Below are 24,760 nucleotides of genomic sequence, written 5' to 3'. Positions count from 1 at the left end.
GGCGTCGGTCGGCTTTGAGGGCCGCTATCCAAGAAAGCGAACATGCTCCCAAAAGCATAATTTGGAGCTCAATAAGGTCGCAATTTTGGAACAGTCGCCGCAAGGCGTGAACGGCGCTCGCTGTGACAACGGCGTAGCAACCCTCTGTCAACACCAGCAGAGGAGTTACAAACATGAAAACCTGGTTCATCACCGGCGCATCGCGCGGCTTCGGGCTTCGCATCGCCAAACTGGCGCTCGAGCAGGGCGACAATGTCGTTGCGACCGCGCGCCGCGCCGACGCCGTGACCGAGGCGCTTGGCAACCACGAACGGTTGCTGGCGTTGCCGCTTGACGTTACCGACGAGGCGCAAGCGAACGCGGCGGTCACCGCGGCTGTCGAAGCCTTCGGGTCGATCGACGTGTTGCTCAACAATGCGGGCTTCGGGTTGCTCGGCGCGGTCGAGGAAGCAAGCGCGGAGGATGTAGAGCGCGTCTTTCGCACCAATGTTTTCGGCCTGCTCAATGTCACGCGAGCGGCACTGCCAACAATGCGCGCGCAGCGGTCGGGACGCATCCTCAACATCTCGTCGATCGGCGGCTATCGCGGCGCGGCGGGCTTCGGCGTCTATTCGTCGACCAAGTTCGCAGTCGAAGGATTGTCCGAGGCGCTCCACGCCGAACTCGCGCCGCTTGGCATCCAGGTAACGGTGGTCGAGCCCGGCTATTTCCGTACCGATTTCCTCGACGCCACCTCGCTGACCGTCAGCGGCAGGGAGATTGCCGATTATGCCGAAACCGCCGGGCGCGTGCGCCGCGTCGCCGCCGATCTAAACCATGGCCAGCCGGGCGATCCCGACAAGCTCGCCCAGGTGATCGTCGATTTCGCCGATGCCGCGAATCCGCCGGTGCGCCTGCCGCTTGGCAGCGACACGGTCGCAGCGATCGAGGCCAAACATGCGGCGGACGCGGAGATCGTCGCGAAGTGGCGCGCAATTTCGGTGTCGACCGATTTCGCGGCGGCCGACCAGGCCTGATTGAAGCGTTCTTCCCGGCCCCAAAGCGTTGCGCCGCTCTCTCCCATCGAGAGCGGCGCAACTCCGTTTTCTACAACCGCCGCCGGAACTCGCTGGGACTCATGCCGACCGTCTTGCGGAAGCTCGCCGCGAAGGAAGAGGGCGTCTGGTAGCCGACGCAGAGGCCGATTTCGGTCACCGGCATATCAGGGTCGGCAAGCATTTCCTTGGCGCGCGCGATGCGCATCATCGTCAGCGTTTCATGCGGATTGCGGCCCGTCGCCTTCTTGAACGCCGTGCAGAAATGAAAGCGGCTCAAATGGACGAGCGCGGCGAGCTCGTCGAGGCCGATCTCTTCCTCCATCCGGCTGCGCATATAGGTGACGACGCGCTTCACCTGCCAGTCGGCCAGCCCGCCGCGCCGCGCGGCGGGATCGGCCAGCGCGCCGAAGGTCGAGTGGCCGCGCACCAGCTGGGTGCAAAGAAGGTCGATGGCCTGTTCAACGAAGAGGCGCGAGCTTCTCTCGCCGGATGCCGCCTCGTTGCTGAGCATCGTGACGAGATTGACGACCGTCGGATCCTCGAAAGCAACGCGGTGAAGCAGGTCGAAATCGCGTCCGTTCGTGAGCTCCTCAACTGTCGACGCCAGCCGGTTATGGGTGAGATAGACATGGCTGACGTCCGACTGGCCTGCGATGTCCCAGCGCCCGTCCTGCCCTCGCGGAATGATCACCATTGTGCCGACGCGCGACCGGGCGCGGATATTGATTCCCCCCGAAGCGCGCAGCGCCATGTCGCCGTCGCCGCCATGATGCGCGACGATGACATGCGTCGGGAGAGCGGCAAGCGTGTCATGGACCGGCCCATGCTGCCAGCGACCGGTCAGCAGAGTGTCGCCGCGCAGACCGTCAGACATCGTGACCGGCGGCCGGTCGAGGATGCGCGCCATCCCCGCCAGCGCACCCTCGGATTCCTTCAATACAGGATTGGCAAGCGCCGCGTACATCCTGCCCGAACCCCTCCGACAGCAGCCTGACGAATCGATAAGCAGCCAAATCCTGCCACGAAGACATCGTGACCGCAATTTCGGAACAATCGCCGCAAACCGCGAACGGCGCAGCGCCCGTCGCCGATCTATCTCCAGTCCATCGGACGCATTCCCGCGCCGACGAGTGAAAGCCAAAGGAGATTAGATATGAGCAAGACCATCCTCATCACCGGCGCCGCTGGCGGCTTCGGCAAGGGCGCTGCGATCGGCATGGCGCGCAACGGCCACAATATCATCGCGACGGTGCAGGTCTCGTCGCAGGTCACTCCGCTGCGCGAAGAGGTCGCGGCGCTGGGCCTCGGCGACAAAATCCGCGTCGAACGCCTCGATCTGACCGACCCCTACGATATTCGTCAGGCCCAGACGTGGGACTTTGATATTCTGTGGAACAATGCCGGCATGGGCGAAGCCGGCCCCGTCTGGGAAATTCCGCTCGACCTCGTCCGCAAGAATTTCGAGGTCAATGTTTTCCTGCCGCTCGAACTGACGCAGGGCGTCGTCCAGCGCTGGGTCCGCGAAGGAACCGCCGAAGGCAAGAAGGTCGTGTTTACCTCGTCGATGGGCGGGCTGTTCACCCCGGCGAACTGGGGCACCTATGTATCGACCAAACATGCGCTGGAATCGGTCGCCGAGGCGCTTCAGCAGGAACTCGCCGCCTACGGCGTCAAGGTCCAGACGATCAACCCCGGCGCCTATTACACCGGCTATAACGAAACGATGGCGGACAATCCGTTCCGCTGGCTCGACGACCGCGTGAACTTCACCAAGCGCGCCGATCTGCGCAAGGGCTTCGACGATTTCTTCGCCACCCCCGAAGGCAAGATGGACGCGCAGGAATTGATCGATCGCATGATCGAGGTCGTTCCCGCCGACGAAGGCAAGTTCCGCAACGTGATGCCCAAGGCGATCGAGGACATGCTGAAACAGCACCAGCTCGACGCCTGGGAGAACCGGATCTGACCCCGACCTGCCGGCCGTGGCCTTCCCCCGCCGCGGTCGGCTCATTCCCGAAAGGATTTTCGAGATGAGCATTACCCAGGAACAGGCCGACACCGCCATCGCCGCCGCCCGCAAGGCGGCCGACGCGATCGGGGTGCCGATGAACATCGCCGTCTATGACGACGGCGCGAACCTTAAAGCCTTCATCCGTATGGACGGCGCGTTTTTGGGCTCGGCCGACATCGCGCTGAACAAGGCGCGCACCGCTGCGCTCTTCGGCTTCAACACCGAGGCGCTTTACGACTTCGTCAAGCCCGGCGGCACCTCGCCCGGCTTCGACCGCACCAACGGCGGGCTGATTGTCTTTGCCGGCGGCGTGCCGGTGAAAGACGCGAATGGCAAGCTGATCGGCGCTGTCGGCGTGTCAGGCGGCATGGTCGACCAGGATTTTGAAGTGGCAACCGCTGCCGTTGCGGCGCTCGATTGAGGAGAGAGACGATGACCAACTGGATCAGCCATGTCGGCCGCTTCGCCATCGCGCTGGCAGCCGTGGCGATGACGGCGAAAGCGGCAGCGCAGACGAGCGACGTCGATGCCAACCGCGCAACGATAGCCCGTGCGATGGATGCCTGGGCGGCGGGGACCGGCGGTCCTTATGACCTGCTCGCCGACGACGCGGTCTGGACGATTTCGGGCAACTCGCTTGCGAGCAAGACCTATCCCTCGAAGGAAGCGTTTATGAGCGAGGTCATCCGGCCGTTCAACGCGCGGATGAAGGAGCCGCTGATCCCCAGCGTCCATTCGCTCTATGTCGATGGTGACACGGTGGTCGCACATTTCGACGCTGCCGGAACCGCGCGCGACGGACGACCCTACGTCAACAGCTATGCGTGGATTTTGACGCTGAAAGATGGGCGGATCGTGCGGGCCTTCGCATTTTTCGACGCCCATGCGTTCGACGATCTCTGGACGCGGGTCACGCCTGCTTCAAAAATGGTCCAACGCAAGGCAAGCTGACTAGGCCGCGCACCGCCGTCGCCGTGAAATTTCGCAAATAATGCGGCCAAATCCCTCACAGCAATTTTGTGCGATGTTTGACCGGTGCCGCCTCCATCATGGCGGGACCGGGATCGCGGCACGGATCGCTGTCACAGCGTCCATCGGGAATAGCGTAGCGGAATATCTCGCTGCAATGGCTCTTGATCCGCCGAGCCATTTCGATCGACCCGCGCGCTCGATCTTCCGAAGCGCTTCCAACATCAGCCGCGGCGTGATCTCGGCGACATCGAATTTTCCGACGGCCGGAAATCTGCGTACCGACAATCGAGCATTGGATGCCAGCAATCTGACAACAACCGGTCTGGGTTGCAAGAGGAGCAAGTGGGATGCGATGGGACAACCCACTCACCATGCCACTGTTTTATTGAATTTTCCGGAACCTCTTGGTCCCTGCTGGATCCCTCCGGGACCCCGGCCTGGCAGGGGCAGCAGGATTCGAACCCGCGACCCTCGGTTTTGGAGAACTGCGCTCACCCTCCCCGGGTGCCTTCGCGGCTCCACACAAACCCATGGCTTCACCTTTCGTTCGCGCCTCGTTTCCCTTTATGTCCACGGAAGCCTTTTCAACTCCACGGTAGCGTGATATTCCGGTGCTTATCCAAGGGGTACCGGCCATGGCGACAGGGAAGATCAAGAAAACCAGCGTAGAGGGGGTCGCGATCCCGCCGAAGGGCAAGCGCGCTTATCTGTGGGACGACACGCTCAAGGGCTTTGGAGTCATGGTCACGGACAAGGGCGCAAGGTCTTACCTGATCCAATATCGCATGGGCGGACGCGGCAGCGAGACCCGGCGGGTGACCATAGGCAAGCACGGCTCTCCGTGGACTGCGGAGCGAGCGCGGGACCGGGCAGCGGAATTGCTCGAACAGGTGCGGCGCGACGTTGACCCATTCGACGCGGCGAAGGCCGCACTGGCGCAACAGCGCCGCGAGCGGGAGGAACGCGACCGCGAGCAGGCCAAGCTCGCCAAGCTCGCCTTTTCGGTGATCGCCGCGGATTATGTCACCGCATCGAAAAAGACCCTGCGCCGTTGGCAGGAACAGGAGCGCGTCATAGAGCGCGACCTGACGCCCTGCTTCAGCGAAACGCCCCTGCCCTCTATCACCGCCGACGACATCAACGACTGCATCGCGAAGGCCGGAGAACGCGCCAGCTCGGCCGCCATGAAGGCCTATTCGGCGCTTCGGTCGATCTTCGCTCATGCGCACACCAGCCATCGCCGCCTGTTCCCGGCCTCGGCCTCGCCTTTCGGCGACGTGGCGCGCCCCCAAGGTGGGGGTAAGCGGTCGGACTTTATCGGGAATAACGAACTCAGGCTGATGTGGCTCGCCTGCGACGACCTGGGCGCGCCCTTCGGGCCAATGTATCGCCTGCTCCTGCTGACGGGCCTCCGTCTGCGCGAAGTCGCGGAGGGTCGCTGGTCTGAAATCGACCTAGAGGGCGGCAACTGGCTGATCCCGAAAGAGCGCATGAAGAACGATGAGCCGCATTGGGTGGCGCTCAGCCCGCAGGCTGTCGAAATCATCCAGGCGCTGCCGCGCATCGACAAGTGCGATTTGATGTTCTCGACCAATGGCGAAACCCCGGTCAGCGGCTTCTCCCGAGCCAAGTCCCGCCTCGATGCCGCGATGCTCAAGATCGCCAAGAAAGAAATAGAAAAGGCCGGCGGGCAGCCTGACGATGTGAAGCTGCCCGCCTTCGTCGTCCATGACACCCGCCGCACTGTAGCCCGAGGTTGCCAGATCGACGCTGTTGCGCCTGAAGTAATCGAAAGGATGCTGGGCCACGTCACGCACACCAAGAGCGGCCTCAAGGGTGTCTATCAGGTTTTCGAGTTCGAGGACGAGCGCCGCGCGGCCTTCGCCAAGTGGGGCCAGCGCCTCGCCGCGATCACATCGGGCGGCGCGAATGTCGTCCAGCTTCGTGAGGTGGCAGCATGAATCCCTCGCATCGCTTGCTCGAACGCAGTGCATTAGGTGCACCGCGGCTTGCTGATCGGTATGTGTCTTGGGCGCGCGCTGTAACGATCGTCGGGGAACATTTGTATAAAGACGAATGGGCTGGGTCTGAACTGGCTCGCGCGGAATACACGTTCCTCGACCGACAGGCCGACATCGACGCCGAGGTGCAGAAGAAATTTCCCACGGCGAACGCTCCGAAAGCGTCTCCAACACTCGGAAGCCCCATCAGGAAAGGAAAGCCGCTGGACCCGGCTATCTTAACCCGCTTCAAGGAAGCCGCAGAGAGGCGCGCCGCCGAGAGCTCGGCGTTTGCCGCTGAAGTCATGAAGCGCCTGCCCCCACTTGCGGAACTGGCGGCGCTAAATGATGCTCGGAAGGCCCGCCTTATCGAGGCTAAAAGCGCACTCTTCGGGGCGATCATTAATTCGCGTGTCCCGGCCTTCTGGTATGCCGACGGCAGCGCCAACGATCCGCGCCGGGTGCCCGATGGCGAACTCGTAAAAGACTGGAACACCGTCGGTGGCAACTTACGTCGGCGAGGCTACATCTGGCGGGAGAGGGCGGCGTGGTATGTCTATGTCGATGCCGCAGCACTCGCAGATGCCTTTCCACTCAACCCCTTGAGAGAGACAACAGTCGGCTCGATCCCGCTCGAAAGCCTTTCGCCCTATCTCCGGCTCATGATCGAAGTCAGTCTGCAAGAAGGCGTTACGTCCGACACGCGCACCAAGCCTGAGGTATTGGGTGACATATTGCGGAGGGAAGCCCCGAAGTTTGGATTAACCAGCGGGGCGGGCAATGATGGCTCTGACATTACGGAAACATGGGCCAAGTCACTAGCCAAGGCGCTAAGGTGGCCGGAAGCGAGAAAGGGTCGCGCTGAGCCGGGTAGCACCCGTAAGCGTTAGGTTTTCAGGCATTTTTTCTAGGGTGACACCCATCATACGCCTGTCATGCTCCGCACGATTGCTACCGTAGCACGGTTTCACAGAGTGCTTTTCTCCACATAACTCAACTGCCGTCCCCGTTGGCGCAATGGTGCGCCACGGAAGTCTGAAAGGACGGCAAATGTACCTTCGCACTCCCGAAGCTGCCAAGTACCTCGGCATCGCTCCCGGCACTCTTGAGAACAAGCGCTACAGCGGCGACGGCCCGACGTTCCGCAAGCTCGGCGGCCGAGCGGTCGTGTATGCGACTGCCGATCTCGACGCATGGGCGAGCAAAGCGGTGCACGCATCGACCAGCGAACTTGCTGCGGCATAACCTCCATGCGGGTCTCAAATGGTCGTCCCCACCGCGACGGGGAGCAAGCCGGAACTCGCGTTCCTACCCTGCCCAAGCTGTCCGCCCTTCACGAGATGGACGCAGCAGAAGCGCGCCGCCTCCAGCTTTGGGGTGAGCGCATCATTGCCGACGTCATCGCGTTCCAGCACCGCCAGCGCCGCCGTCGTGAAGGGCGGCAGGGGGTGTCGGCATGATCGATGATCGTTGTCGTCGCCGCATCGAAGCGGCCAAGCACCTTGCCGCGCAGACGGACAGCGAGGGCGAGCGCAATGCTGCCCTTGCTGCCGTGGAACGCATGGAAGCGAACCAGCCCACCAAGGCAATCGTCCGGCGCAAGGAGCTTCTCGATCACCAGCGTCGCGCGTGGCTCTGCCTCGCCTCTGGCGGGGGTCGCCTGTCGAAGAGCGAAAACAGCTTCCTTCATAACATTCGGGAACGCCGGACGACGCCGACGACTGCTCAGTCGGAATGGCTGCACCTGATCGAGGTCCGCATTCAGTGGGAGAAATCCCTATGAACCTCGAACAGGAGATGCAGCAGGCGGTGTCCGACGTCGGCCAGCGCCATATCGACGCGCTGCTCGGGGCTGGCGTGCCGCCTGCCGCCCTCGCTGGCCTCGGCGAACGGCAGATGCCTTTCGGGGTAGCGATGGCCTGCCACGGCGATGACCGGCTCTGGTGGCCGGATGACAGCGGTACGCCGCACCTCATCATCCCCTGCTACGAGCGCGGCGAGATTGTCGATCTAATCGCCATGAAGCCCTCTCGGCCCGATGTGTGGTTTCATCGCAACGGCCTCGCCGTCCTGCTCGGCGCGGACCTGATGGACACCTGCGTCAAAGACTTCGCTCTCGATCTCGTCACCACCCCTTTGGACTGGCTGGCAGCGGGCGGTGAAGCCGTCTGCGTGCTCAACTGGGCCGCCCCGTATCACGAACTTTCTCCGCTTCGCGATTGGCCCGAGCTGCGCGTCGATACCGTCCGGCTCTCAAGGGCTGTGCGACTGTATCTCTCGCGCCCGAACCCGATCCCGAAAATCACCCTGAATTTGAAGGAAACCTATCGCGATGCTGCGTGATATTGCCTCTATAGACGCCACGTGGGGTACACCCCGCGAGCCTCACCCAAAATTGTGGGCCGATCCCGACCGCAGCGTCATAGACGCGGGCCGCCGCTCACCTCCAGCTCTCCCTCAAGAATCGTTCGGCGATCTATGGCCCGTCCTGTCCGATCTGGCGGAAGCCGCGGGCGCTCCGGTCGATTACGTCGCGGTCGGGGTACTGGCTGCCGCTGCCTCCCTGATCGGCGGTAAGCGCCGCGTCTGCCCTTGGGGGGATTGGCAGGAGCCTTCGATCTTGTGGGTAGCGATGGTCGGCGATCCCTCGGCGAACAAGTCGCCCGCGCTCGACCGGGCAACCCGCCCGATGCGCCTGATCGAACGCGACGACGCCGAGAACCACAAGGCCGCGCTCCGGGAATGGGAAGCCGATACCGAGCGCGCCAAAGCCGAAAAGGCAGCATGGCAGGAAGCGGTGAAAGAGGCGGCGAAGGAAGGGCATTCGACGCCTCCGATTCCCGAAGCGGCTATCTTCCCCGAAGAACCTGTCCGCCGCCGTCCGGTTGTGCAGGACGCGACTGTTGAGGCACTCGCCGTCATCCTGTCCGGTAATCCCGCTGGCACGTTGATGGTTCGCGATGAACTCGCCGGGTGGCTGAACTTCGACAAATACAGCAACGGCAATCGCGCCTTCTGGCTGGAAGCCTATGGCGGTCGCCCGTTCGTAGTGGACCGCCTCAAGAATGCCGGGAAGCCGGTAAGCCTCCCGTTCTCGGGCGTCTCTGTCGTCGGCGGTATTCAGCCCGACCGCCTGAGCGACGATCTGCTCGGCGGCGTCGATGACGGCCTCGTCGCTCGCTTCCTATGGTGCTGGCCCGACAAGGTGCCTTTCGGCCGCCCTACCAGCCTGCCGGACAATTCCCGTCTCGAATGCGCCTACCGATCGCTGGACGGCCTTGCATGGGGTTCGGGTGAGCATGGCGAGCGCGCGCCCGTCACCTTGCCGCTTACCGAACAGGCTGCTGCGCTGTTCGAGAATTGGGGCAAGGTCCAACAGGCCGACGCTGATGACGCTGGTCCGCTCTACAAGGGGACTGTTGGCAAGATGCCGGGGACGGCGCTACGCCTTGCCCTCGTCATCGAATATCTGCGGTGGGCCGATGCTGGCGGGCCCGAGCCCGTAAACGTCTCCCACTGGTCGCTTGCCGCCGCGCTCGAACTTGCCGACGACTATATCAAGCCGATGGCCCTGCGGGTCTATGGCGACGCCGCGCTGCCCGCTGTCGAGCGCAACGCGGCGACGCTCGCCCGCTACATTGTCAAGCATAAGGCCAAGCAAGTGAACGCCGGGGATATTCGGCGGCACTGGCGGCTTCCCGGCCTCAAGACAGCGGACGCGGTAAAGGCGGCCCTTGAGCTGCTCACCGAGGCGGACTGGCTGCGCCCTGCTCCGTCGCGCGAAGGTGACACCAACGGGCGCCAGCGTTCCGACTTCATCGTCAACCCGAAAGCGTTGGAGGCGGTCGATGGGTAAGTGGCTGGACCTTGCGAGGGAGATAGATAGCGGCTGTGCAGTTAGGGCTGTTAGTGCAGTTAGCCCCCCTAAGTGCACTAACAGCCCTAACTGCACAGACCAAACGCCCTCAGACGCACGGGCAAAGGAACTGATCGGGATTCTGGATGGGGTGGATCGCATGAAGTCCATGCCATTGCCGCGGGGTATGCCGCCAGCGGTCTGGCGTAACTTTGTCACGGATGCTCGATGGCTCGCTCATCACGGCGTGGCTGCCGACGCCTTGAGTCAGGGCTGGACCCCGCTCGACCTGTTCGGGATCAGCGCCGACGAACAATGGCAGTGCCTCGCGGCATGGATCGGTGGGCGCCGGGACGAGTTCAACCGCGCCTGCATCCTGCTGCGGGAGATGCGCGGCGATCAGACGCGGCTCTACGCAACGCAATCCCTGACCGGCAAGCGGCGCTGGCACTATCCGGACCCCGCCCCTGCCGACGCGGTGCTGCCATGGACAATGTGATCCCTATCCGCCCTGCGCGGACAATCCGCGTGTGGTTCGACCGCGAAGGCTGGAACGTCCAGATGGGCGCGCTGCACAAGGTGTTCTGGAAGCGTCCCAACGCAAGCGGCTTCATCGACCTCCTGCTGCTCCAGCATATCGCGCATGTCGAAGTGATCGGAGACATTCCCGATGAATGACGATGAACCCGACTGGACGCCGGACGGCGACACGCTCGATCCCTATTTCGACGACGATGGCTGGTTGCCGGACTGGCTGCCCGACCATCGTCGCGACACCTCTCTCGACGACTGGATCTGAAATGTCGGCCGATATTCCCGAAAATTTCGGCGTGCTGGGCCGCATCGATCCTGCCACTGTCGATGTTGCCGCACGACCGCGACGCCAAGCTCGCAATCGCCCCGATCCGTCACCCGAGTTGCGGGAGTGGGAAAAGGGCGCAGAGGCCCGCGTCTGGAAGCGCCCCTACCCCCCGAACATCATGTTTGAGCCTGCCGGGTTGGACGAAGAGGAAATGACCTCGCCGCATAGCGATCCCGGCCTGTGGGCGCTCCAGCTCGCCGACGCCTTCGGCACCCGGTCGAATGCGGTCATCAACCTGTTTCTGTCGCAGCTACAGGAGATGTGCGGCAAGGGCATATGGGACGAGGAGGCCAAGCAATGGCGGATGAGTGAAGTCGAGTTCTCGGCCATGCTCGCGCTCGTCAACGCCCATAGGCCGAAAGACGAGGTGCAGGCGATGGTCGCCGCGCAAATGGTCGGGCTTCATATCCTGTCCATGAAGGTCACGGCGCGGGGCATCAAATATCCCCATGAATCGCGCACGGTGTCGAACGCGGCGCGCCTTGCCGGGGCGACCGCCGAACTCGCCGAAACGATGCAATCCCTCAAAGGCAGGAAGCGCACGACGCGCCAGTCGATCAAAGTCACGAAGGAGACCCATATCCATGCACACCGACACGACCACCACCACGGCAGGGCCTCAGCAGGAAACAGCGGGCAACCCCATGGACGCGACGACACCCCCGCTGCCGAAATTGTTGACGGACGCACCTCTTTGCGGGGCGAGGAACCGGGCCGGAATGTCGTGTCGCTGCCCTGCGTTGAGGGGCCGGACAAGATGCGCCCGTCACGGCGGCAAGTCACCCGGAGCGCCGAAGGGTGAGCGCAACGGAAATTACCGTCACGGCGGCGAGACGAACGAGGCTGTCGAACTGCGGCGGCAAGTCAGCCGTGCGCTCAAGATTGTGAGGGATGCCCATGCCTGTTGACCATGCCCTTGATCCTTCCCGGATACTCGTCCCCGAAGTGACCGGCGAGACTGCGCGCGGCCCCTATGAGATGGCGCAGGACTGCCGCGCCATGATCCCGAAGCTCGACGCAGCTATTGCGGCGGCAAAGACGCAGCGGGAAGCGAAGGCTCTCCGTAAGCGCCGCAAGCTGTGCCGCGATCTTGTGCGCTGGTGCGAGACGCGCGCGGGCTACATCGTACCGGAAGGGGCGAAGCGATGACGACGGACGAAATGCGGGCCGCCTGTCGGCAGGCTATCGAGGACATTGCCGCTGATCCTGAAAAGCTGGCGCGGTTGCCTGCCGCTGTGCGGGACAAGGTGGTTGCCCTATCGGACGCTGCCCCGTTGCCGTGGACTATAGAGCGGCTGCGGACGATGACGCGGCAAGAGTTTCAGGAATGTGTGCGGCGCGGCGATCTGCCCCCGCCCGATCTGGCTGCGCAACTCGTAGCTGAGCGGTTGGCAGAGCGTGCTGAGCGGGAACGGCAACGGTAAGGGCAGCAATTCGAAACTCGCTGCCCAGTATTCATCTCCCATTGGGGGTCGGGCTAGCTCACCCTGTAGCGCGTCGGCTGACCTCCCTTCGGCGCTGGCAGGATGATTTCCCCGACGTCCTCGCCGTCATTGCTGGCGACGAGGCGAACGGGCTTGCTGTCGACGTGCCGGGTAAGCGTCTGCCGCTCTGGGCGCTGCTGACGGGCGCTCATGCCGCCTCCCTCCTGCAACGCCGGTCGCCTGTCCGATGCACCTTGCCCGCCTCGTAGGCCCTGCGCCAATCGTGCATGAAGGTATCGACGCGCCGGACCAGCGACGGGCCAGCCTCGCGACCATTGCGAAGGTCACTGACCAATCGCGGATCGCGAGCGACCGAACGGCCAAACACGCTCGGCGGCATGTCGGCCTCGCGCAAGAAAGCGTTGATGCGCTTGACCAGTCCCGCGTTGAGGCCGGGGGCGGGAACCCTGTCGCCGATCATAGCAGCCCCCGACGCCGCAACACGCTTTGGACGTGCAGGGTCTTGCTGGTGTCGGCGAAGGCCAGTTCGACGATATGCTTTGCCGTAGGATCGCCAACGACGTCCATCGCCAGCTTGAGCCGAGCATCATAGTCGAGGTCCACGGCCCTGAGCAGCGCCATGAGGATTTGCCGCTCCGGCGTGATCGGATTGTTCTCGATGAAGTCGGCAAGATGCAGGACGGCGCGTTCGGCGGGGAACATGTAGGGGAAGCGCCCCGCATGTTCCTCGCGAAGCTCCATCGCTGCGGCGCGGGTGTGCTTGTTCCAGCGTTGCGGCACCTGTCGGCGCGCTGCCGTGGGCAGCTTCACGACGGCGGCGCTCATGGCTCCCGACTCCACTTATGCGTGAAGGATGCGGGCGGTTCGTATCCCTGCGGCCAGTCGTCCAAGATGTTGTTGCCGTCGGCCTCGTCGCCGCTCGGCTCTCCGATATCGTCAACGCCGACGTCGGGATCGCTAAACGGGCAGCCAGCGCCATCATCATTCGGTGCGATGGCGAAGTCATCTTCGCTATGGCTGTGGTCGTCCTCTTCCGGCTCGCGATCGGTGTCGCCGTCGGCCTCGTCCATGCCGTCGATCAGCTTTTGCACCAGCCGTTCAAGCTGGCGGCGCGGTAATGACGGGATGAGCGCGAGGGCGATGGAAGCGGGGAGCCTTTCGGCCCCCCGTCCCATGTGGATGGACAGGCGCGTCATTGTAGCACCTGTGCGGCAAGGTCGGCGATCATGGACACATACCAGCCCAAGACCGCGACGACGGCGATAACCGGACCCTTGGGGAGCGGCTCTGTCCGACGGGCGCTCATGCTTCACCCATAGCGCGGACACTCCGCAGCGCCGCGACGAACAACTTGTCCGTCCAGTCTAATTCTTCGTGCTTGGCGTTGAACCAGTCGAGATCGGCGCGGTTCGCCGCCTCGGCGGGCTCGGCGTCCTGATAGTGGTTATGCAGGGCCGTCCAAAGCTGCGCCTCCAATCCCTGCGGGGTGGTGGCTACCGACGTCATGAGAACCATTTCGGCGGCGTCGATGATCGCCCATTGGGCTTCTTCGTCGGGCGAGCGGTTGTCGACGCTACTCGTTGCCAGCCGATCCAGTTCCGCATATGCGGCAAGGCGGCGTTGGTTGGCCTCGATAATGGCCTTGTCATTCTTCGTGGTAAACGTGGTGGCGCCACCGGGCGCAGGGGTGCTATTGGCTCCCATGTCGTATCCCTTCACTACAAGGGTTGCGATAGGACCGGGACGGGACTGCAATCCCGCCTCGGTCCGCCTTGGCTTCTGGCCTTGGTGATATGGTTTGTAAAGGCAGTTAATGCTGGACGTCAAGCCCCTTTGATACTATTTGTAAGGGCATGACACCGACACAATGCAAAATGGCCCGCGTGGGCCTTGGCTTTTCGGCCGATATCCTTTCGGAGAAGTGCGGCGTTTCTCGCGTTACGATTGCCCGCTTCGAATCCGGCAATGCCGTGGCGGCTGCTTCCGTTGACGCGATCCTAAAGGCGCTCGCCGACGCTGGCGCTGACTTCACGCGCAGGGCTGGTCGTATCGGGGTCACTGTCCCAGAATAAAACACGGCGGTGCGCCCATATCTTGACGCTCTCGCGATCCTGTTGAATCAGTCCGCCCTAGCTGACAGGGGGATTCGGCGTTAGCGACCCACGCCGATAGACCGCAGCAAGCCGCGACGTGTGGGGGCGTTGGCTCGGGGCTACGGCATCGAGCGCGCGGCGATCCCGTTCTAAGACAGTGCCAGGGCGATTGTTGACGCGCTCGAGCTGATCGGCGACAAACCGACCCTATGGATGGCAACCCCAACCTCGCGCAAGCAATGGTGAACATGGCCTACGTGCTTGCGGCGCTTGCCGCCATAAGCGCGGCGGTGTTCTGGTTCCGAGCCGATGAAGCAAAGCGCAAGGCTGAAAGCGCTGGCAAGACCCCAACTCTGGAATGGTTCTCTCAGGCCGCGAATGCGACGGGGATCGCCCTCGGGACAGCAGGATTGGCGTTTCTGGCATCGCAGTTCGTCTGACCGGTTCAACCATAGCAGACAAATCGAGGGCGACGATTGAAATCGCCTAAATGATTGACATTTTCGATTAGTTGCTGCATTACTGTCCGCGAGGCTGCGGCTGGTAAGCCGTTACTGTCGCCGAGACCCCGCCAGCTATTCCGCTGCCGGTCGCAGCCGTCCCCTACATCGCGGAGAGTATCATGCTCACAGCCCACGACGATTCCGTCGGCGACGACACGCGCCAGCACGTTGCGGACCTACGCCTTGCCGCTGCTGGCGATGCGCAGGCGCAGTTCCGGCTTTCCTATGCTGCCCGCCAATTGGTCATCAACGAAGAGGCGGACGAGATTGTCGCATCCCTTGAGGGCCTGACCTATGCCCGCCTAGCGGCCTCGCAGGGCGTTCCCGATGCGCTGCTGCTGGCCGCCGATCACTGTAGCCATCTGGCCAAGGTCTATTCCGACTGTGACGCTGACGATTGCGCGAACGATTGGGCGGCGCAGTCGATTGGCCTTCTGGAAATCGCGACCGAGCTGCTGCCGTCGTCGAACGCCGCAGAGCTGATGCAGACGCTCAACACCGCTGCCGACATGGCGACCCCCGAAATCATGGCCCTCGCCAAATTCTACCGCGCTGCGTTCGCCCCGGCGTTCGGCGCCGCTGCATTCGCCTGAAACAAGGATAAGCCTGTATGCAACGCCAGCCTCGTACCCCGCAGGAAGCCGCAATGCTCGATCCTATGGGCCTTCTGTCCTTCCCCTCTCCCAATATCCCTCGCGGCCTGTTCGGGGCCTCGGCGCGCCGCACATCGACCGTTGGTGGCTTCCGTCCCCGCTTTGCCGATCAGGAGAATCAGCCGCTGGACATGACGGGCGCGCCACCTCCGATCGATCAGGCCCCTTCCCCGCCTGCCAACTGGCAACAGACCCTCGGGCCTGAACTGATGGCACAGCTTCCCAAGGCCCTAGCACAGACCAGCGGACGAACGCGGGTTGCGAACGGCGACACGACGCAGCCGCTGGAGGCCTCGCCCCTGACGCCTGCCCCGCCCATGCGAGGGGGGATGATCGCGAGCGGCCCCAAATACCCCATGCCTCCCGGCATGTTCGGGCAGTCCGCCCCGACGGTTGGCGCTGCGGCCATGTCTGACAAGATCGCCAATCGCGGCGCTCCGATGGATGCGAACGGCCCCGGCAAGAAGGGCTTCGACTGGCGGATGCTCGCCGGGATCATCGGCGACGGCTTGCTCGGCCTCAATGGGCAGGCTCCGATCTACGCGCAGAATATGTGGAAACTCCGGCAGGACCGTGAACAGCACAATCAGCGCCTCGCCGAGCAGGCGCAGGAGTGGCAATACCGGAACAACCAGCCCGATTACGCCACGGTCGGCAATCGCCGCTTCTCTTACAACCCGGCAACCGGGGAATCTCAGACCCTCTACGTGGCCCCGAGCGAGGCGGAGGATTATGCGGCTTCTCTCGGTGCCGAGCCGGGGACGCCGGAATATGAAACCCTCATGTCCGACTATGTGCTGCGCCACAGCGGCCCGACCGCGACGGCGAACGCCATGTTGGAAGAGGATAACCGGCAGACCAACCGCATCGGCCTGGAGGGCGTGCGCCAGCAAAACCGCCTCGGCATCGAAGGGGTCCGGCAGGGCAACCGCATGTCGCTGCGCGGGATGCCGACTTACCGCGACACGCACCCCCGCCCCTCTACGGGCCGCGCTGGTGGCTCTGGAGGCGGCAAAGGCGCCCCCGGCGGCATCCGTGAAGGTCAGACGGCCACGAATCCGCAGACGGGCGCCAAGGTGGTCTATCGCGGCGGCAAGTGGGTGCCTGCACGATGAGCAACCCGCCTCCCGGCTTCCAGCTCGACGCCCCGCCCTCTGGCTTCAAGCTCGATAGCCCCCGCACCCGCCCCGGTGGCAAGGTGAAGCTCGATCCTTACATGGGCGGCAGTGACATTCGCGACGTCGGAACAACCTACACCACGACGGGCAAGGTCGTGGACGGCGACACGATCCAGCTTAACCCCACCCTCACCGGCCGCCTGTTCGGGCTCGATGCTTTCGAGCGCGGGCAGATGGGCTATCGGCAGGGTCAGCCGCCGATCAACCTCGGCAAGATGGCGACCGACCAGCTCATGAGCTATGTTCGCCCGTCGCAACCGGCGTTCGGGACGGGGCACTTCTCCTATGGCCGTCCAGTCGTCACCCTTGGGCAGGGTCTCACCGATCCGGCGCGCACCTCGCTGCTCAGCGGCACGGCACTGGCGGCGCCGTCGTTTATGGACAAAGACCCGGCGCGGCGCGGGATCTACATGGAGGACGAACGCCTTGCCCGCATCAACCGGCAGGGCGCCCATGCGACCGAGTATATGTCCCCTGATATCTACCGCTCGGCGAAACGGTGGGGAACCAAGCTGCGCCCCGACGAAGAGGCGGTCTGGACCAGCGACGTCCCCGAATTTAAGCCGGACCTCAAGCGCCTCACCGATGAGCAAGAGCAGGATTACTATCGGTTCCTTGCCAGCAATGTCGGCAGACCTGATTTCGGGCAGGCTGACCTTGATAGCTACTGGACGGGGAAAGGCTACCCCGGCTCGGCACCCGCTGACGAGAAGTTCTTAGAGAGCGTCCGCAAAGGCAATCGGTATGGCACGATTGACTATTCGGCATGGGACCAGCAGGCGCTTCGGGACTTCAACCTGGCGAACGGGTTTGCCGGTCTGCGCCCTGAGGTCCAGCAGGCCTACAACGCCATCCTGAGCGATCCGGCGTCCACACCCGATTCCGTCCGCCAGTTTGCCGACGTGAACGGGCTGAGCTTCGACCCTCGCGACATTGATGCGTTCTATGCAGCGCGGGCGCGGGGCGAAAATCCGAACGTCCCGATCCCCATCATCAACCCCGGCGATGGTGCCAAGGGAGCAGGCGGGCGAGGCTTCGCTGATACGCTGGGCTTTCTCGACGAATTGGGCGGGGTTGTCGATGCGACGGCCCCGGTCTGGATGCAGGATGCCGCCCAGCAGCTTACGAACGGCCCTGAGAGCTTCAAGCATCGCGAAACGATCTGGAACAGCGACCGGTCCTTTGGCGACATCTACCGCAACAATCTGCGCCAGAACCGCGCCATCATCGACTATGACGAAACCCGCCACCCTTATGCCCGTGCTGGCGGCCAAGTGGTCGGCGGCATCTTCCTGCCTTTCGCCAATGGCGTCCGTGGAGTGGGCAATCTGGCGAAGGCCGGTGCGGTGGAGGGCGGGCTGTATGGGTATGCCTCGGGTGATGGTACGCCCTTGCAGCGCCTCGCCAATGTCCCGTTGAATGCCACGGTCGGCGGCACGCTCGGACTCGCGTTCGGCAAGGGCGAGGAGCTATTGCGCCCTCTCATCAAGCAGGGCGTCAGCAAGGTTACGGGCGGTCGCATGGTCCCCGACATGGCCCCTGCCCGCGTCGTCAGCGACGTCCCGGCTCCGCGCACGATCGATAGGCTCAATATCCCGCAGAGCGATGGCCCCCTTCCCCTGCCTGCCTTGGGTGAGCGGGTGCCGTCTGCCCCTACGATGGGCGGCGGGCCGCGTGAACGCAGTTGGATCGATGTGGCGGACTATCCGCCCGAGGGCTTCGTTCTCGACGCGCCGCTCGCGGGCCGTATGGACATGGGGGCGGATAACTCGCTGCCCTCCCTGTCCTCGCCCCGCATTCGCGACATGATCGACGTCAACACCAACCGGCCGACGCGCCTGCTCGATGGTCCGACCGACGCGATGGTGCGCGCTGCGACTGCTCGGGTTGAGCCGGGGGACATTCTGCCCCGCCCCGCCAATGAGGTTCAATCGCTCGACGAGTTTAGTCGGATCAGCGAAGGCCTATACCCCAACGTCCGCGCACCGAACGAACGCGACCTGTTGACGCCGCGCCAGTTCCCCTCGCGCGCGAATCCCGACAACCTGATAACCCGCAAAGGTCCGCTCGATCTGGCAGCGTTCGTTCGGTCAGAGGGTGGCGTTGCAGACTTCCGGGGCGAGCTAAAGGCTGCTGGCCTGTCGAACGCCCCGCGAAAGGGCGATGACTTCACCGGGGGCGAGAACCGCCTAGGCCCGCTCCTGAACGACGACAGCGGCTCGACGCTGGACGATATGGCGCAACGGGCATGGGAAGCGGGCTATTTCCTGGATCATGCCACGCGACCGACCATTGACGAGTTTGTGACCGCGCTGGGAGACACGTATCGCGGGGTCAATCGGACGTTCCGCCCCGACGACTTCGCCGAGATTGACGCATTCAACGCGGCTCGCGATCAGCGGTATGCGGTGGAGCGGTCGCGACAGGAGGGAGCGCCGCTCGCCGACGACATGGGCCAGCCCGCCTCCTATGACGATATCGTCGCCAACACCCCTCCAGCAACGGCCTATGACGACTGGACCAACGCTGTCGTGTCGAAGGTCGGCAACGTCCGGGTCGATAAGCTCGACACCCCGCAGGACATCGGACAGGCGCTCAAGGTTGCCGACAATGTGGCAGGCGGATTCGATGCGGCTCGCCGGGGCAAGATCAGCCATGCCGAGACGCAGGCGCTCGCTCAAGACCTCGGGATGACCGCCGACGATCTGCTCGCCCGCCGCAAGGGGCAGGCTTTCAGCGCCGAAGAGGCTTATGCGGCCCGGGTCATCCTCGGCAAATCGTCGAGCGAGCTGGTCAACATGGCGAAGCGGCTGCGCTCGCTCGGCGATGATCCCGGCTCGGAAGCGATGGCGCAGTTCCAACAGGCCCTTGTCCGCCATACCGCGATTCAAGAGGCGGTCAGCGGCATGACGGCGGAAGCGGGCCGCGCCCTCCAGCAGTTCCGCATGACGGCGAACAGCCGCGACCTTCCCGGTCGCGTTCTGGATGGTCTCGTCAACACCGGGGGCAGCCCGAAGCGTATCAAGCAGGCCGCAGACGCGATCATCGAGCTGGAGCGCGACCCTGCCAACCTCAACCGCTTTGTCGAGAAGGCGAGCAAGCCCAAGTTCTCGGATCGGGTGCAAGAGGTCTGGTACAATTATCTGCTCTCGGGTCCACAGACCCATATGGTCAACATCCTGTCGAACACGATGACCAGTGTCGGCCAGCTTCCCGAACATGCGGTTGCCGCTGGTGTCGGCGCAGTTCGCCGCGGGCTCAAGCGAGATGCGTCCGACCGGGTGCTGTTCTCCGAAGTCGGCGCCCGCACCGTCGGCATGTTGCAGGGTATGAAGGAAGGGCTGCGGGAATATGGGCGGGGCTTCCGCGCTCGCGGCCCCGGTGGAGAGATGGCCCCGATCCTGTCGCGCGAAGGCCTTGGCGGGGTCTGGAAGGGCCTGACCGATCGCCAGCCTGCCGACCTCGTATCGAAGGTGGAAGCGCAAGCGCAGAAGGCCGTCCCCGGTATCAAGGGCGATATCCTCCGCATCCCGACGTCGTTCCTGACTGCCGAAGATGAATTTTTCAAAGCGGTTGCGAGCCGCATGGAGCTTTCTGGCCTCGCGGTGCGGCAGGCAGGCAAGGAAGGCCTAAAGGGGCGGGCCGCGAAAGAGCGAGCGGCCGAGTTGCTGGCGAACCCGACCGACGAAATGCTCGATCAGTCGTTCGACTATGCCCGTTACCTCACGTTCCAGCGTCCGCTGGGCGATGGCCTTGCGGGCAAACTTTCGAGAATGACGCAGGACCATCCCACACTGAAAGCCGTCCTGCCCTTCATCCGCACCCCGACGAACCTGATCAAGTTCACGGCCGAACGCTCTCCGCTCGCGCCCTTCGTCAAGGAATGGCGGCAGGATATCGCAGCCGGTGGCGCTCGCCGTGATCTGGCGATTGCAAAGGTGATGATCGGCTCCGGCGTGGGGGCAGTGATCGCAGAACTCGCCGCACAAGGCGTCGTGACCGGATCGGTCCCGAGTGACGAGAACAAGCTCCGCCTCCTGATGGCAAGTGGCTGGCAGCCGTACAGCATCAAGATCGGCGATACCTACTACAGCTACAAGCGGCTGGACCCGTTCGCCATGACGTTCGGCACCGCCGCTGATATCGCAACGATGGGCGAAAACATGGGCGAGGACCGGGACGAAAAGGCCGCGCTCTATGCCGCCACCGTCGTCTCGAACCTTGCCAGCCGGACCTGGCTCTCAGGTATCACTGACGCGCTGGACGCCATCAAAGACCCCGAACGCTACTCGGGCAACTTCATCAAGCGCCTGATCGGAGCGGCCACGGTCCCCACCGGATCGGCGCAGCTTACCCGCGTCGTCGATCCCACGATGCGCGAGACGCCCGACATCGGCAGCTATATGTCCTCGCGGATGCCGGGGCAGTCTGACGAACTCCTGCCGAAGCGCGACGTGTGGGGCCAGCCTATCGTTAGCGAGGGCGGCGTCGGTCCCGATATCCTCTCACCGATCTGGACCAGTACCGACAAGAAAGACCCTATCACGAATGAGGCGCTGCGCGTCGGGGCGACCATTTCTAAGCCGAACAAGGGCGATATGACGCCGGAGCAATATGACCGGCTCCAGCCCGTCGCAGGCGAACTCGCCCGCAAGTGGATCGGCGAACTCATGGCTACGCCGGAATATCGCGCGATGACGAAAGAGGATCAGGCCGAAGAAATCCGCTCTGCCGTCACGGCAGCACGGAAAGAGGCAAAGGCCCACGTCCTCGGCGGTGAGCCGCTGGACGACGTGCGGCCCGAAAGGAAGCGCCGAAATCCGAATTCCTCGGGCCTGCCTGATGGCTTCGTTCTCGATCCCCCGCCTGCGGGGTTCGTGCTGGATCGCTGATGGTCGGCGCCAGTTTGCATGTTCTTAGGACTCCGCATATAGAGCCACACGATTAAGGAGGCTGGCATGGTCACAATTGCGCACATGTCGCAGGCGGAGCGCCGCCCCTATGAAATCGCGGACTACCTCGTTTCCGAATGTCGCGAGCGCGGCGAGAACCTGACAAATTTGAAGCTTCAGAAACTGCTGTATTATGCCGATGCATGGCATTTGGCGCTATATGACGAGGAGCTGTTCGCTGAGCAGTTCAAAGCTTGGGTTCATGGCCCTGTGCTTCTTTCGCAGTATCACCGGTTCAAACCGAACCAATGGCGCCCTATCACGGAGGACATCGACAAGCCGCAGCTCTCGGAGAAGTTGTCAGCCCATCTCGACGAAGTCGTTGACGTGTTCGGTCCTGAAACTGCCGTTGCTTTGGAGTTGATGACACATAGGGAGCTACCATGGATCGCAGCCCGCGGCGATTTGCCTCCCACGGCGCCATCCTCGGCAACAATTTCCAAGGAAACGACCAAGCACTTTTACCGTTCGATGCATGGCAATTCACAAATCTAAAGCAGCCGGGCCAAGCAACAGCGGGATAAAAAAGGTCTCTCCGACCGATGCGCCGCTTAGGTTCTCGTTTCAGCTCTTCGACGAATCAGACGAAGAACTGTGTCCGCGTTCATTTCGTGATGGATATGTGCAAACGCTAATGGCGAGGCTCAAGGCCATTTCATCTTGGACGGTCGGCGAGTTCGTAGCCCCAAAAGGGAAGTCGGTCAGAAACCATACAATATCGTGGGAAGGCACCTCTAGACCAAAGGGTTTCGGGTTGCCCGAGCAATACGAAGCATACACGGCATTCCAATTTGCATTGACGGCAAACGAACACGGCAGAGTGCATGGACTTCTAATCGATGACACCTTTCATGTGGTTTGGCTCGATCATGACCACAACCTATACCCGGGGGGTTAGTCCCATCAGCCGCTGCCGTCAGCGCTGTGCGGCTTCGACATGACACCGGAGCGCGAACTCTGGGCCTGCGCGCTGCTGATCGAGCGCCAGCACGGCGACGATGCGCCCGCTTTCATCGCGTCTCGGATTGGCGCGCTTGCCATCGCCGGGGACGCTGCCGGAGTGGAGCGCTGGAAAGCCATTGCCGAAAAGTTGTCGCTCCTCTGGACCGGGGAGCGGCCGCTGCCGATGTAGTCGGAGGGGTTTCGGAGGTTTTGGGGGTTGGTGCCGGGGGCGCTTTTTCAAATTCACTGCACTCAGCGGCGCGGCCGACATCTAACTGCACAAACTGCACTAACTGCACAGGCGAGATGGGTGGGGTTTCGCAGGTTACTGCCGGGGGCGCCTTCGCGAAATCATTCCGGATCGCGCTTTCGGCCCTCGTATGATTCTGGCGCTTATCTGGTGATTATCCAGAGAGGGAGCGCGATGCTCAACCTCTCATCTTCCCGGCTAAGCCATTGAAATAATGGCAGGGGCAGCAGGATTCGAACCCGCGACCCTCGGTTTTGGAGACCGATGCTCTACCAGCTGAGCTATACCCCTAGGCCGGAGTGCGCCCCTAGCCCGATTGAACCCCGGGGGCAAGCAAGATCGGCGGGGATGACGGCTTGCCTATCAGGGCACGGCTGATATGCGCGGAAACGGCATGACCGCTGCACCCTCTTCCGGCCCGCCGCAACATTATCTGGGCGGCATCGCCTTGCGCCTGCTCGCGATGGCGAGCCTGTCGCTGATGTTCGTGCTCGTCAAATATATCGACCGGGCGGGCATCCACCTCGCCGAGAGCCTGTTCTGGCGGCAGGCGCTCGTCCTGCCCTTCCTGCTCGTCTGGATTCGCGCGACGACCGGCGGTTTCGCGTCGCTGAAGACGCAGCGCATCGGCGCGCACGCGCGGCGCGCGATGATGGGGCTGACCGGCATGGCGTGCAATTTCGGCGGCATGATCTTTCTGCCGATGGCCGAGGCGACGACGATCAACCTCTCGGTACCGATCTTCGCGGTGATCTTTGCCGCGATCCTGCTCGGCGAGCAAACCGGCTGGCAACGCTGGGGCGCGGTGATCGTCGGCTTCGTCGGCGTGCTCGTCGTCCTCAACCCCGGCGCGAGCTTTGCCGCGGGCTTCGGCGGCGCGCACGGGATGGGAACCTTGATCGCGCTGGCGGGCGCGGTGATGACCGCGCTGATCACCATCGCGGTGCGCGACCTCGGCCGCACCGAGCCTGCGGCGACGATCGTCTTCTGGTTCAGCCTGCTGTCGACGATCCCGCTCGGGATCGCCCTGCCCTTCGTCTATACGCCGCACAGCGCGCACGAATGGCTGCTCCTCGTCGGGCTCGGCTTTTCGGGGGCGGTGGTGCAGATGTCGCTGACCGGCGCGCTGCGACTGGCGCCGGTCGCGGTCGTCATCCCGATGGATTATTCGGCGCTGCTCTGGTCGATCGCGTGCGGCTGGTGGTTTTTCGGCACCCTGCCCGCCGACACGACCTGGATCGGGGCGCCGCTGATCGTCGCGAGCGGCCTGTTCATCGCCTGGCGCGAGCATCGCCGCCATATCGACCGACCGAAGGAAGTCGCCGCATGACCACTCTGCCAATCCTCTACCACTGCGCCGATGCGCGCTCGCTGCGCTGCCTGTGGGCGGTCGAGGAGGCGGGGATCGAGGTCGACCTGCGCCTCCTCAAATTCCCCCCGCGCGCGTTCGAACCCGGCTACCGCGCGGTCAACCCGCTGATGACGATCCCCGGCTGGGTCGAGGACGGGCGGCTGATGACCGAATCGGCCGCAATCTGCGAACGCATCGCGGAGGGCACGCCGCTGGAGGTGCGCCGCGACGAGGCCGATTATTGGGATGCGCGCAACTGGCTGCACCGCAGCGACGCAACGCTGACCTTCCCTCTCGCGATCATGATCCGCTACACGCGCGTCGAGCCCGAAGAGCGGCGGCTGGCGCAGGCAGTCGAGGACTACAAGGCCTTCTTCGGCGGGCGCGCGAAGAGCATCGAGGCGTCGCTAGGCGACGGGCGCGAGTGGCTCGTCGCGGGACGCTTCACGATCGCCGATATCGCGATCGGCTATGCCGCCTTTCTGGCGACGACGCTGGGTGCCAGCGATGTGCTGGGCGATGCGACCAAGGCGTGGCTGGACCGGTGCATGGCGCGCGACGGGTTCAAGCGAGCGCGGGAACGGCAGAAGGGCTAGAGCGTCGTGCATTTAATCTGCAACATACCCGGCCTCTTTGAGGTAATTCCAACATTCGT

General features: G+C 63.5%; 34 protein-coding genes and 1 tRNA gene. 26 read left to right on the top strand and 9 right to left on the bottom strand.

Annotated elements, in window-relative coordinates; translation table 11 throughout:
- The first annotated feature begins 173 nt into the window (after positions 1 to 173).
- Positions 174 to 1,016 (top strand): oxidoreductase, encoded by an 843-nt coding sequence (locus J1N50_RS05365; RefSeq protein ID WP_215350750.1) that lies wholly within the window; start codon positions 174 to 176, stop codon positions 1,014 to 1,016.
- Positions 1,017 to 1,086: 70 nt separating this feature from the next.
- On the opposite strand, the gene J1N50_RS05360 is transcribed toward J1N50_RS05365, so the two are convergent.
- The gene (locus tag J1N50_RS05360) at positions 1,087 to 1,974 is read right to left on the bottom strand and encodes a helix-turn-helix transcriptional regulator (protein ID WP_246553143.1); all 888 of its coding nucleotides are present in this window, start codon (positions 1,972 to 1,974) and stop codon (positions 1,087 to 1,089) included.
- Between the two features lie 216 nt (positions 1,975 to 2,190).
- Between J1N50_RS05360 and J1N50_RS05355 the strand changes: the two genes are divergently transcribed.
- From J1N50_RS05355 to J1N50_RS05345, 3 genes are all read left to right on the top strand, one after another.
- Positions 2,191 to 3,003, top strand: coding sequence for an SDR family oxidoreductase (locus J1N50_RS05355; RefSeq protein WP_215350748.1), 813 nt, complete (start codon positions 2,191 to 2,193; stop codon positions 3,001 to 3,003).
- 64 nt (positions 3,004 to 3,067) lie between these two features.
- Positions 3,068 to 3,469 (top strand): GlcG/HbpS family heme-binding protein, encoded by a 402-nt coding sequence (locus tag J1N50_RS05350; RefSeq protein ID WP_215350746.1) that lies wholly within the window; start codon positions 3,068 to 3,070, stop codon positions 3,467 to 3,469.
- 11 nt (positions 3,470 to 3,480) lie between these two features.
- Positions 3,481 to 3,999, top strand: a complete 519-nt coding sequence (locus J1N50_RS05345; RefSeq protein WP_215350744.1) for a nuclear transport factor 2 family protein — start codon at positions 3,481 to 3,483, stop codon at positions 3,997 to 3,999.
- A 55-nt stretch (positions 4,000 to 4,054) separates the two neighbouring features.
- Here J1N50_RS05345 and J1N50_RS18070 read toward each other — a convergent pair whose 3' ends face one another.
- Positions 4,055 to 4,393 (bottom strand): phage integrase central domain-containing protein, encoded by a 339-nt coding sequence (locus tag J1N50_RS18070; RefSeq protein WP_425516931.1) that lies wholly within the window; start codon positions 4,391 to 4,393, stop codon positions 4,055 to 4,057.
- A gap of 262 nt (positions 4,394 to 4,655) precedes the next feature.
- Between J1N50_RS18070 and J1N50_RS05340 the strand changes: the two genes are divergently transcribed.
- From J1N50_RS05340 to J1N50_RS05330, 3 genes are all read left to right on the top strand, one after another.
- The gene (locus J1N50_RS05340) at positions 4,656 to 5,981 is read left to right on the top strand and encodes a tyrosine-type recombinase/integrase (RefSeq protein WP_215350742.1); all 1,326 of its coding nucleotides are present in this window, start codon (positions 4,656 to 4,658) and stop codon (positions 5,979 to 5,981) included.
- A 101-nt stretch (positions 5,982 to 6,082) separates the two neighbouring features.
- On the top strand, positions 6,083 to 6,910 hold the full coding sequence (locus J1N50_RS05335; protein ID WP_215350739.1) for a hypothetical protein: 828 nt from the start codon (positions 6,083 to 6,085) through the stop codon (positions 6,908 to 6,910).
- Positions 6,911 to 7,070: 160 nt separating this feature from the next.
- Positions 7,071 to 7,265 carry a helix-turn-helix transcriptional regulator gene (locus tag J1N50_RS05330; protein WP_215350738.1) on the top strand — a complete coding sequence of 65 codons (195 nt, stop codon included), beginning with the start codon at positions 7,071 to 7,073 and terminating at the stop codon, positions 7,263 to 7,265.
- Between the two features lie 14 nt (positions 7,266 to 7,279).
- On the opposite strand, the gene J1N50_RS05325 is transcribed toward J1N50_RS05330, so the two are convergent.
- Positions 7,280 to 7,435 carry a hypothetical protein gene (locus J1N50_RS05325; protein ID WP_215350736.1) on the bottom strand — a complete coding sequence of 52 codons (156 nt, stop codon included), beginning with the start codon at positions 7,433 to 7,435 and terminating at the stop codon, positions 7,280 to 7,282.
- A gap of 41 nt (positions 7,436 to 7,476) precedes the next feature.
- Here J1N50_RS05325 and J1N50_RS05320 point away from each other — a divergent pair, with 41 nt between their 5' ends.
- The 10 genes from J1N50_RS05320 (at position 7,477) to J1N50_RS05285 (ending at position 12,162) form a co-directional block, all read left to right on the top strand.
- Complete coding sequence (locus J1N50_RS05320; RefSeq protein WP_215350734.1) at positions 7,477 to 7,803, top strand: hypothetical protein; 327 nt, start codon at positions 7,477 to 7,479, stop codon at positions 7,801 to 7,803.
- Entirely contained in the window at positions 7,800 to 8,363 is a 564-nt protein-coding gene (locus J1N50_RS05315; protein WP_215350732.1) for a hypothetical protein, read from the top strand. The genes J1N50_RS05320 and J1N50_RS05315 overlap by 4 nt, the downstream gene beginning before the upstream one ends.
- The gene (locus J1N50_RS05310) at positions 8,353 to 9,876 is read left to right on the top strand and encodes a DUF3987 domain-containing protein (protein ID WP_215350730.1); all 1,524 of its coding nucleotides are present in this window, start codon (positions 8,353 to 8,355) and stop codon (positions 9,874 to 9,876) included. The genes J1N50_RS05315 and J1N50_RS05310 overlap by 11 nt, the downstream gene beginning before the upstream one ends.
- A 247-nt stretch (positions 9,877 to 10,123) precedes the next feature.
- Positions 10,124 to 10,375, top strand: coding sequence for a hypothetical protein (locus J1N50_RS05305; RefSeq protein ID WP_215350728.1), 252 nt, complete (start codon positions 10,124 to 10,126; stop codon positions 10,373 to 10,375).
- Positions 10,363 to 10,554: a hypothetical protein gene (locus J1N50_RS05300; protein ID WP_215350727.1), complete on the top strand. Its 192-nt coding sequence runs from the start codon at positions 10,363 to 10,365 to the stop codon at positions 10,552 to 10,554. Before J1N50_RS05305 ends, J1N50_RS05300 begins: the two co-directional genes overlap by 13 nt.
- Positions 10,547 to 10,675 carry a hypothetical protein gene (locus tag J1N50_RS17925; RefSeq protein ID WP_281414808.1) on the top strand — a complete coding sequence of 43 codons (129 nt, stop codon included), beginning with the start codon at positions 10,547 to 10,549 and terminating at the stop codon, positions 10,673 to 10,675. Before J1N50_RS05300 ends, J1N50_RS17925 begins: the two co-directional genes overlap by 8 nt.
- Position 10,676: 1 nt before the next feature.
- On the top strand, positions 10,677 to 11,540 hold the full coding sequence (locus J1N50_RS05295) for a hypothetical protein (RefSeq protein WP_215350725.1): 864 nt from the start codon (positions 10,677 to 10,679) through the stop codon (positions 11,538 to 11,540).
- Entirely contained in the window at positions 11,458 to 11,646 is a 189-nt protein-coding gene (locus J1N50_RS18065; RefSeq protein ID WP_425516930.1) for a hypothetical protein, read from the top strand. Before J1N50_RS05295 ends, J1N50_RS18065 begins: the two co-directional genes overlap by 83 nt.
- Entirely contained in the window at positions 11,630 to 11,887 is a 258-nt protein-coding gene (locus tag J1N50_RS05290; RefSeq protein ID WP_215350723.1) for a hypothetical protein, read from the top strand. The genes J1N50_RS18065 and J1N50_RS05290 overlap by 17 nt, the downstream gene beginning before the upstream one ends.
- A complete protein-coding gene (locus J1N50_RS05285) occupies positions 11,884 to 12,162 on the top strand; it encodes a hypothetical protein (protein ID WP_215350720.1) in 279 nt (92 codons plus the stop codon). The genes J1N50_RS05290 and J1N50_RS05285 overlap by 4 nt, the downstream gene beginning before the upstream one ends.
- Before the next feature lie 53 nt (positions 12,163 to 12,215).
- Here J1N50_RS05285 and J1N50_RS05280 read toward each other — a convergent pair whose 3' ends face one another.
- The 5 genes from J1N50_RS05280 to J1N50_RS05260 all read right to left on the bottom strand — a co-directional run bounded on the left by J1N50_RS05280 (position 12,216) and on the right by J1N50_RS05260 (position 13,902).
- On the bottom strand, positions 12,216 to 12,374 hold the full coding sequence (locus tag J1N50_RS05280; protein ID WP_215350719.1) for a hypothetical protein: 159 nt from the start codon (positions 12,372 to 12,374) through the stop codon (positions 12,216 to 12,218).
- On the bottom strand, positions 12,371 to 12,643 hold the full coding sequence (locus J1N50_RS05275; protein ID WP_215350717.1) for a hypothetical protein: 273 nt from the start codon (positions 12,641 to 12,643) through the stop codon (positions 12,371 to 12,373). The genes J1N50_RS05280 and J1N50_RS05275 overlap by 4 nt, the downstream gene beginning before the upstream one ends.
- Entirely contained in the window at positions 12,640 to 13,008 is a 369-nt protein-coding gene (locus J1N50_RS05270; protein ID WP_215350716.1) for a hypothetical protein, read from the bottom strand. Before J1N50_RS05270 ends, J1N50_RS05275 begins: the two co-directional genes overlap by 4 nt.
- Positions 13,005 to 13,379 (bottom strand): hypothetical protein, encoded by a 375-nt coding sequence (locus J1N50_RS05265; RefSeq protein WP_215350715.1) that lies wholly within the window; start codon positions 13,377 to 13,379, stop codon positions 13,005 to 13,007. Before J1N50_RS05265 ends, J1N50_RS05270 begins: the two co-directional genes overlap by 4 nt.
- 106 nt (positions 13,380 to 13,485) lie before the next feature.
- Entirely contained in the window at positions 13,486 to 13,902 is a 417-nt protein-coding gene (locus J1N50_RS05260) for a hypothetical protein (protein ID WP_215350713.1), read from the bottom strand.
- Positions 13,903 to 14,036: 134 nt separating this feature from the next.
- On the opposite strand from J1N50_RS05260, the gene J1N50_RS05255 reads away from it, so the two are divergent.
- The 7 genes from J1N50_RS05255 (at position 14,037) to J1N50_RS05225 (ending at position 22,694) form a co-directional block, all read left to right on the top strand.
- A complete protein-coding gene (locus J1N50_RS05255) occupies positions 14,037 to 14,255 on the top strand; it encodes a helix-turn-helix domain-containing protein (protein ID WP_215350711.1) in 219 nt (72 codons plus the stop codon).
- 230 nt (positions 14,256 to 14,485) lie between these two features.
- A complete protein-coding gene (locus J1N50_RS05250; protein ID WP_215350709.1) occupies positions 14,486 to 14,716 on the top strand; it encodes a hypothetical protein in 231 nt (76 codons plus the stop codon).
- A gap of 182 nt (positions 14,717 to 14,898) precedes the next feature.
- Entirely contained in the window at positions 14,899 to 15,372 is a 474-nt protein-coding gene (locus J1N50_RS05245) for a hypothetical protein (protein ID WP_215350708.1), read from the top strand.
- A gap of 17 nt (positions 15,373 to 15,389) precedes the next feature.
- Complete coding sequence (locus J1N50_RS05240) at positions 15,390 to 16,547, top strand: hypothetical protein (RefSeq protein WP_215350706.1); 1,158 nt, start codon at positions 15,390 to 15,392, stop codon at positions 16,545 to 16,547.
- A complete protein-coding gene (locus J1N50_RS05235) occupies positions 16,544 to 21,502 on the top strand; it encodes a thermonuclease family protein (protein WP_215350704.1) in 4,959 nt (1,652 codons plus the stop codon). The genes J1N50_RS05240 and J1N50_RS05235 overlap by 4 nt, the downstream gene beginning before the upstream one ends.
- A 66-nt stretch (positions 21,503 to 21,568) precedes the next feature.
- A complete protein-coding gene (locus J1N50_RS05230) occupies positions 21,569 to 22,057 on the top strand; it encodes a Panacea domain-containing protein (protein WP_215350702.1) in 489 nt (162 codons plus the stop codon).
- Between the two features lie 442 nt (positions 22,058 to 22,499).
- Positions 22,500 to 22,694 (top strand): DUF6961 family protein, encoded by a 195-nt coding sequence (locus J1N50_RS05225; protein WP_215350700.1) that lies wholly within the window; start codon positions 22,500 to 22,502, stop codon positions 22,692 to 22,694.
- A gap of 275 nt (positions 22,695 to 22,969) precedes the next feature.
- Here J1N50_RS05225 and J1N50_RS05220 read toward each other — a convergent pair.
- A tRNA-Trp gene (locus J1N50_RS05220) sits at positions 22,970 to 23,045 on the bottom strand.
- Between the two features lie 103 nt (positions 23,046 to 23,148).
- Between J1N50_RS05220 and J1N50_RS05215 the strand changes: the two genes are divergently transcribed.
- Positions 23,149 to 24,084: a DMT family transporter gene (locus tag J1N50_RS05215; protein ID WP_215350699.1), complete on the top strand. Its 936-nt coding sequence runs from the start codon at positions 23,149 to 23,151 to the stop codon at positions 24,082 to 24,084.
- The gene (locus J1N50_RS05210) at positions 24,081 to 24,701 is read left to right on the top strand and encodes a glutathione S-transferase family protein (RefSeq protein ID WP_215350697.1); all 621 of its coding nucleotides are present in this window, start codon (positions 24,081 to 24,083) and stop codon (positions 24,699 to 24,701) included. The genes J1N50_RS05215 and J1N50_RS05210 overlap by 4 nt, the downstream gene beginning before the upstream one ends.
- Positions 24,702 to 24,760: the final 59 nt, after the last annotated feature.

The sequence above is a fragment of the Sphingopyxis soli genome (genome assembly GCF_018682675.1).
GTDB lineage: Bacteria > Pseudomonadota > Alphaproteobacteria > Sphingomonadales > Sphingomonadaceae > Sphingopyxis > Sphingopyxis soli.
Note: the sequence above shows the minus strand (reverse complement) of the source record. Positions and strands in the feature narration are given on the sequence as shown.

Excerpts from the sequence above, each read along its gene's own strand:
- J1N50_RS05250 (WP_215350709.1), top strand. The coding sequence starts at position 14,486 with ATGGATGGCAACCCCAACCTCGCGCAAGCAATGGTGAACATGGCCTAC.
- J1N50_RS05300 (WP_215350727.1), top strand. The coding sequence starts at position 10,363 with ATGGACAATGTGATCCCTATCCGCCCTGCGCGGACAATCCGCGTGTGG.
- J1N50_RS17925 (WP_281414808.1), top strand. The coding sequence starts at position 10,547 with ATGAATGACGATGAACCCGACTGGACGCCGGACGGCGACACGCTCGAT.
- J1N50_RS05245 (WP_215350708.1), top strand. The coding sequence starts at position 14,899 with ATGCTCACAGCCCACGACGATTCCGTCGGCGACGACACGCGCCAGCAC.
- J1N50_RS05235 (WP_215350704.1), top strand. The coding sequence starts at position 16,544 with ATGAGCAACCCGCCTCCCGGCTTCCAGCTCGACGCCCCGCCCTCTGGC.
- J1N50_RS05320 (WP_215350734.1), top strand. The coding sequence starts at position 7,477 with ATGATCGATGATCGTTGTCGTCGCCGCATCGAAGCGGCCAAGCACCTT.
- J1N50_RS05350 (WP_215350746.1), top strand. The coding sequence starts at position 3,068 with ATGAGCATTACCCAGGAACAGGCCGACACCGCCATCGCCGCCGCCCGC.
- J1N50_RS05275 (WP_215350717.1), bottom strand. The coding sequence starts at position 12,643 with ATGATCGGCGACAGGGTTCCCGCCCCCGGCCTCAACGCGGGACTGGTC.
- J1N50_RS05310 (WP_215350730.1), top strand. The coding sequence starts at position 8,353 with ATGCTGCGTGATATTGCCTCTATAGACGCCACGTGGGGTACACCCCGC.
- J1N50_RS05270 (WP_215350716.1), bottom strand. The coding sequence starts at position 13,008 with ATGAGCGCCGCCGTCGTGAAGCTGCCCACGGCAGCGCGCCGACAGGTG.
- J1N50_RS05265 (WP_215350715.1), bottom strand. The coding sequence starts at position 13,379 with ATGACGCGCCTGTCCATCCACATGGGACGGGGGGCCGAAAGGCTCCCC.
- J1N50_RS05330 (WP_215350738.1), top strand. The coding sequence starts at position 7,071 with ATGTACCTTCGCACTCCCGAAGCTGCCAAGTACCTCGGCATCGCTCCC.
- J1N50_RS05215 (WP_215350699.1), top strand. The coding sequence starts at position 23,149 with ATGACCGCTGCACCCTCTTCCGGCCCGCCGCAACATTATCTGGGCGGC.
- J1N50_RS05210 (WP_215350697.1), top strand. The coding sequence starts at position 24,081 with ATGACCACTCTGCCAATCCTCTACCACTGCGCCGATGCGCGCTCGCTG.
- J1N50_RS05225 (WP_215350700.1), top strand. The coding sequence starts at position 22,500 with ATGACACCGGAGCGCGAACTCTGGGCCTGCGCGCTGCTGATCGAGCGC.
- J1N50_RS05295 (WP_215350725.1), top strand. The coding sequence starts at position 10,677 with ATGTCGGCCGATATTCCCGAAAATTTCGGCGTGCTGGGCCGCATCGAT.
- J1N50_RS05355 (WP_215350748.1), top strand. The coding sequence starts at position 2,191 with ATGAGCAAGACCATCCTCATCACCGGCGCCGCTGGCGGCTTCGGCAAG.
- J1N50_RS05365 (WP_215350750.1), top strand. The coding sequence starts at position 174 with ATGAAAACCTGGTTCATCACCGGCGCATCGCGCGGCTTCGGGCTTCGC.
- J1N50_RS05340 (WP_215350742.1), top strand. The coding sequence starts at position 4,656 with ATGGCGACAGGGAAGATCAAGAAAACCAGCGTAGAGGGGGTCGCGATC.
- J1N50_RS05230 (WP_215350702.1), top strand. The coding sequence starts at position 21,569 with ATGGTCACAATTGCGCACATGTCGCAGGCGGAGCGCCGCCCCTATGAA.
- J1N50_RS05285 (WP_215350720.1), top strand. The coding sequence starts at position 11,884 with ATGACGACGGACGAAATGCGGGCCGCCTGTCGGCAGGCTATCGAGGAC.
- J1N50_RS05345 (WP_215350744.1), top strand. The coding sequence starts at position 3,481 with ATGACCAACTGGATCAGCCATGTCGGCCGCTTCGCCATCGCGCTGGCA.
- J1N50_RS18070 (WP_425516931.1), bottom strand. The coding sequence starts at position 4,393 with ATGGTGAGTGGGTTGTCCCATCGCATCCCACTTGCTCCTCTTGCAACC.
- J1N50_RS05280 (WP_215350719.1), bottom strand. The coding sequence starts at position 12,374 with ATGAGCGCCCGTCAGCAGCGCCCAGAGCGGCAGACGCTTACCCGGCAC.
- J1N50_RS05315 (WP_215350732.1), top strand. The coding sequence starts at position 7,800 with ATGAACCTCGAACAGGAGATGCAGCAGGCGGTGTCCGACGTCGGCCAG.
- J1N50_RS05290 (WP_215350723.1), top strand. The coding sequence starts at position 11,630 with ATGCCCATGCCTGTTGACCATGCCCTTGATCCTTCCCGGATACTCGTC.
- J1N50_RS18065 (WP_425516930.1), top strand. The coding sequence starts at position 11,458 with ATGTCGTGTCGCTGCCCTGCGTTGAGGGGCCGGACAAGATGCGCCCGT.
- J1N50_RS05240 (WP_215350706.1), top strand. The coding sequence starts at position 15,390 with ATGCAACGCCAGCCTCGTACCCCGCAGGAAGCCGCAATGCTCGATCCT.
- J1N50_RS05255 (WP_215350711.1), top strand. The coding sequence starts at position 14,037 with ATGACACCGACACAATGCAAAATGGCCCGCGTGGGCCTTGGCTTTTCG.